The following is a 5,415-nucleotide window of genomic DNA, read 5'->3' as shown; positions in this document are numbered from 1 at the left end:
TTCAGCATTCGATGATGTTCACGGCGAGGCCGCCGCGGGCGGTTTCCTTGTATTTGCTCTTCATGTCGGCGCCGGTCTGGCGCATGGTGCGGATCACCTTGTCGAGCGAGATGAAGTGCTGGCCGTCGCCGCGCAGGGCCATGCGTGCGGCGTTGATGGCCTTCACCGAGCCCATCGCGTTGCGCTCGATGCAGGGCACCTGGACCAGGCCGCCGACCGGGTCGCAGGTCAGCCCGAGGTTGTGTTCCATGCCGATCTCGGCGGCGTTCTCGACCTGCTGCGGGGTGCCGCCGAGGACTTCGCAGAGCGCGCCGGCGGCCATCGAGCAGGCCACGCCGACCTCGCCCTGGCAGCCGACTTCGGCGCCGGAGATGGAGGCGTTTTCCTTGTAGAGGATGCCGATGGCGGCGGCGGTGAGCAGGAAGCGCTCGACGCCGTCGTCGTTGGCGCCGGGCACGAAGCGGCTGTAGTAGTGCAGCACCGCCGGGACGATGCCGGCCGCGCCGTTGGTGGGTGCGGTGACCACGCGGCCGCCGGTGGCGTTTTCTTCGTTCACCGCCAGGGCATAGAGGTTGACCCAGTCGAGCACGGAGAGGCTGTCGCGCAGGCTGGCTTCCGGGGTTTCGCTGAGCTGGCGGTAGAGCGCGGCGGCGCGGCGCTTGACCTTCAGCCCTCCGGGCATGATGCCTTCCTTGCGGCAGCCAGCCTTCACGCAGTCCTGCATCACCTGCCAGATCTTCATCAGCCCGGCGCTGGTCTCGTCCGGGGTGCGCCAGGCCTTTTCGTTCTCGCGCATCAGGCCGCTGATGGCGAGTCCGCTGGCGGCGCAGTGGGCGAGCATGTCCTTGCCGGTCTTGAACGGGTAGGGCAGCGGCGTGCGGTCTTCGACGATGCGGTCCAGGCCGGCGGCTTCCTCGTCGACGACGAAACCGCCGCCCACCGAGTAGTACTCGCGGGAGCGGATCTGGATGCCGGCGGCATCGAAGGCGCGGAAGATCATGCCGTTGGGGTGGTAGGGGAGCGGCTTGCGGATCAGCGCCAGGTGCTCCTTTTCCACGAAGGGGATCGACCGTTCCCCCAGCAGGTTGATGGACCCGATTTCCCGAATGGTCGCCAGGCGCAGTTCTACCGTGCTGGTGTCCACCAGGTCCGGTTGTTCGCCTTCCAGTCCGAGCAGCACAGCCTTGTCGCTGCCGTGGCCCTTGCCGGTGGCGCCGAGGGAGCCATACAGCTCCGCCCGGACGCTGGCCACCCGCTCCAGCAGGTGGTCCCGTTTCAGTCCCTCGGCGAAACGCGCGGCGGCGCGCATCGGCCCCACGGTGTGGGAGCTGGAGGGGCCGATGCCCACCTTGAACAGATCGAAAACGCTGAGCGACATATCTCGACTCCCGGAAGAGGGATCAGGCCGGGTATACCGGGAAGCGGGTGCAGAGCGCCGCGACCTGCTTGGCCACCTGGGCCTCGACATCGGCATCGCCGAGGTGGTCGAGGATGTCGCAGATCCAGCTCGCGAGGGCGCGGCACTCCGGCTCCTCGAAGCCACGGGTGGTCACCGCCGGGGTGCCGATGCGCAGGCCCGAGGTCACGAAGGGCGACTGCGGGTCGTTCGGCACGGCGTTCTTGTTCACGGTGATGTGGGCACGGCCGAGGGCGGCGTCGGCATCCTTGCCGGTGATGCCCTGGCGGATCAGGCTGACCAGGAACAGGTGGTTGTCGGTACCGCCGGAGACCACGTCGTAGCCACGCTCGACGAATACCTTGGCCATGGACTGGGCGTTCTTGATCACCTGGGCCTGGTAGTCCTTGAAGTCGGGCTCCAGCGCTTCCTTGAAGCACACCGCCTTGGCGGCGATCACGTGCATCAGCGGTCCACCCTGGGCGCCGGGGAAGACGGCGGAGTTCAGCTTCTTCTCGATCTCATCGTTCTTGCGCGCCAGGATCAGGCCGCCACGGGGGCCGCGCAGGGTCTTGTGGGTGGTGGTGGTGACCACGTCGGCGTAAGGCAGCGGGTTCGGGTACAGGCCAGCGGCGACCAGGCCAGCGACGTGGGCCATGTCGACGAACAGCAGCGCACCGACCTTGTCGGCGATGGCGCGGAAGCGCGGGAAGTCCAGGGTCTTGGAGTAGGCGGAGAAGCCGGCGACGATCATCTTCGGCTTGTGCTCCAAAGCCAGACGCTCGACTTCGTCGTAGTCGATCAGGCCATTGCCATCGATGCCGTATTGCACGGCGTTATAGAGCTTGCCGGAGGAGGAGACCTTGGCGCCGTGGGTCAGGTGGCCGCCGTGGGCGAGGCTCATGCCGAGGATGGTGTCACCGGCGTTCAGCAGGGCCAGGTAGACGGCGCTGTTGGCCTGGGACCCGGAGTGCGGCTGGACGTTGGCGTAGTCGGCGCCGAACAGTTGCTTGGCGCGGTCGATGGCCAACTGCTCGACCTTGTCGACGAACTCGCAGCCACCGTAGTAGCGCTTGCCCGGATAGCCTTCGGCGTACTTGTTGGTCAGCTCGCTGCCTTGGGCCTGCATCACCTGCGGGCTGGTGTAGTTCTCGGAGGCGATCAGCTCGATATGGTCTTCCTGGCGCTGGGCCTCGCGGCGGATGGCGTCGAACAGGGCGGGGTCGAAGTCGGAGAGGGTCAGGCTCTTGTGGAACATGGTGGTTTTCCTTCTTGTTCGGTATCGGATTGGTAGAGCCCTTGTGGGGGCGAATTCATTCGCTAAGCAGGCCGCAGGCCTGCCCAACGACGTTGTCCGAGGGCTGCTGCGCAGCCCATAGCGAATGAATTCGCCCCCACAGAGTTCGCGCCGGTTGTACTCAAGCGTCCTGGTAGGCCTCGATGGACGGGCAGGCGCAGACCAGGTTGCGGTCGCCATGGACGTTGTCTACGCGGCCCACCGGCGGCCAGTACTTGCCGTCCACCAGGCTGGCGCTGGGGTACACGGCGAGTTCGCGGCTGTAGCGGTGGGTCCACTCGCCGACCAGTTCCTGGGCGGTGTGCGGGGCGTTCTTCAGCGGGTTGTCGTCCTTGTCCAGCTCACCGGCCTCGACCGCACGGATTTCCTCGCGGATGCGGATCATGGCGTCGCAGAAGCGGTCCAGCTCTTCCTTCGACTCGCTCTCGGTGGGCTCGATCATCAGCGTGCCGGGCACCGGGAAGCTCATGGTCGGGGCGTGGAAGCCGTAGTCGATCAGGCGCTTGGCGACGTCGTCGACGCTGATGCCGCTGGTGTCCTTGAGCGGGCGCAGGTCGAGGATGCACTCGTGGGCCACCAGGCCGTTGCTGCCGGTGTAGAGCACCGGGTAGTGCTCTTCCAGGCGGCGGGCGATGTAGTTGGCGTTGAGGATCGCCATCTGGGTGGCGCGGCGCAGGCCGTCGCCGCCCATCATGCGGATGTACATCCAGGTGATTGGCAGGATGCTGGCGCTGCCGAAGGGCGCCGCGCTGACCGCGCCCTCTTTGCGCGCCATGTGCGCGTGGCCGGGCAGGAAGGGCGCCAGGTGGGCCTTCACGCCGATCGGGCCGACGCCCGGGCCGCCGCCGCCGTGGGGGATGCAGAAGGTCTTGTGCAGGTTCAGGTGCGAGACGTCGCCGCCGAACTGGCCCGGGGCGCAGAGGCCGACCATGGCGTTCATGTTGGCGCCGTCGATGTACACCTGGCCGCCGTTGGCGTGGATGACCTCGCAGATCTCGCGGATGCCTTCCTCGAACACGCCGTGGGTCGACGGGTAGGTGATCATCAGCGCGGCGAGGCGGTCCTTGTGCTCCTCGGCCTTGGCCTTGAGGTCGGCGATGTCGACGTTGCCGCGGGCGTCGCAGGCGGTCACCACCACGCGCATGCCGACCATGCTGGCGGTGGCGGGGTTGGTGCCGTGGGCCGATTGCGGGATCAGGCAGATGTCGCGCTGGTCGTCGCCACGGCTGAGGTGGTAGGCGCGAATCGCCAGCAGGCCGGCGTACTCGCCCTGGGAGCCGGCGTTGGGCTGCAGGGATACGGCGTCATAGCCGGTGGCCTGGCAGAGCATGGCTTCCAGCTCGCTGGTCAGTTCCTGGTAGCCGGCGCTCTGCTCGGCGGGGGCGAAGGGGTGCAGGGCGCCGAACTCGGCCCAGGTCACCGGGATCATTTCGCTCGCGGCGTTCAGCTTCATGGTGCAGGAACCCAGCGGGATCATGCTGCGGTCCAGCGCCAGGTCCTTGTCGGCGAGCTTGCGCAGGTAGCGCATCAGCTCGGTTTCCGAGTGGTAGCGGTTGAACACCGGGTGGCTGAGGATCGCGCTCTGGCGCAGCAGGGCGGCCGGCAGGCGGCTGGCGACCTTGGCGGCCAGCGCGGCGAAGGCCGGCAGGGCCTGGCCGTTGGCGAACAGCGCCCAGAGCTGCTCGACGTCGGCTTGGGTGGTGGTCTCGTCCAGGGACAGGCCGAGGCGGACGGCGTCCACTTCACGCAGGTTGAGGCGCTGGGCGCGGGCCTGGGCGTGCAGCTCGGCGGTCTTGCTGCCGGTGGCCAGGGTCAGGGTGTCGAAGAAGCTTTCCTGCTCGACAGTGAAGCCCAGCTTGGCCAGGCCCTGGGCCAGGATCGCGGTCAGCTGGTGCACGCGGTTGGCGATGCGGGTCAGGCCCTGCGGGCCGTGGTAGACGGCGTACATGCTGGCGATGTTGGCCAGCAGCACCTGCGCGGTGCAGATGTTGCTGGTGGCCTTCTCGCGGCGGATGTGCTGCTCGCGGGTCTGCATGGCCAGGCGCAGGGCCGGCTGGCCGTGGCGGTCGATGGAGACGCCGACCAGGCGGCCGGGCATGTCGCGCTTGAAGCTGTCGCGGGTGGCGAAGTAGGCCGCGTGCGGGCCACCGAAGCCGAGCGGCACGCCGAAGCGCTGAGCGCTGCCGAGGGCGACGTCGGCGCCGAACTCGCCGGGCGGGGTCAGCAGGGTCAGGGCGAGCAGGTCGGCGGCGACGGCGACCAGGGCGCCGGCGGCGTGGAAGCGTGCCACCAGTTCGCGGTAGTCGAAGACATCGCCGTTGGCGGCGGGGTACTGCAGCAGGGCGCCGAAGTAGGCGCTGGCGTCGGTCAGCTCACGCTCGTCGCCGATCACCACCTCGATGCCCAGCGGCTCGGCACGGGTGCGCAGCACGTCGAGGGTCTGCGGGTGGCAGTGCTGCGAGGCGAAGAAGGCGTGGCTGGCCTTGTTCTTCGCCAGGCGCTTGCAGAAGGTCATGGCTTCGGCGGCGGCGGTGCCTTCGTCGAGCAGGGAGGCGTTGGCCACCGGCAGGCCGGAGAGGTCGCTGACCAGGGTCTGGAAGTTCAGCAGGGCTTCCAGGCGACCCTGGGAGATTTCCGGCTGGTAGGGGGTGTAGGCGGTGTACCAGGCCGGGTTTTCCAGCAGGTTGCGCAGGATCGGGCTGGGGGTGTGGCAGGGGTAGTA

Annotated in this window: 3 protein-coding genes; all 3 read right to left on the bottom strand. The window is 68.1% G+C overall.

What is annotated here, in order from left to right; genetic code table 11:
- Position 1 precedes the first annotated feature (1 nt).
- The gene (locus E8E95_RS11920; RefSeq protein ID WP_280350291.1) at positions 2 to 1,378 is read right to left on the bottom strand and encodes an L-serine ammonia-lyase; all 1,377 of its coding nucleotides are present in this window, start codon (positions 1,376 to 1,378) and stop codon (positions 2 to 4) included.
- Between the two features lie 22 nt (positions 1,379 to 1,400).
- Positions 1,401 to 2,654 carry a serine hydroxymethyltransferase gene (gene glyA / locus E8E95_RS11915; protein WP_280350289.1) on the bottom strand — a complete coding sequence of 418 codons (1,254 nt, stop codon included), beginning with the start codon at positions 2,652 to 2,654 and terminating at the stop codon, positions 1,401 to 1,403.
- A 160-nt stretch (positions 2,655 to 2,814) separates the two neighbouring features.
- On the bottom strand, positions 2,815 to 5,415 hold a 2,601-nt coding region (gene gcvP / locus E8E95_RS11910; RefSeq protein ID WP_280350287.1), incomplete at its 5' end, for an aminomethyl-transferring glycine dehydrogenase.

The organism is Pseudomonas sp. BN414 (assembly GCF_029871275.1).
GTDB lineage: Bacteria > Pseudomonadota > Gammaproteobacteria > Pseudomonadales > Pseudomonadaceae > Metapseudomonas > Metapseudomonas resinovorans_C.
This window is presented reverse-complemented; position numbering and strand designations above follow the sequence as displayed.

Bases quoted from the DNA above. Each gene is read 5' to 3' on its own strand.
- glyA (WP_280350289.1), bottom strand. From the start codon at position 2,654: ATGTTCCACAAGAGCCTGACCCTCTCCGACTTCGACCCCGCCCTGTTC.
- E8E95_RS11920 (WP_280350291.1), bottom strand. From the start codon at position 1,378: ATGTCGCTCAGCGTTTTCGATCTGTTCAAGGTGGGCATCGGCCCCTCC.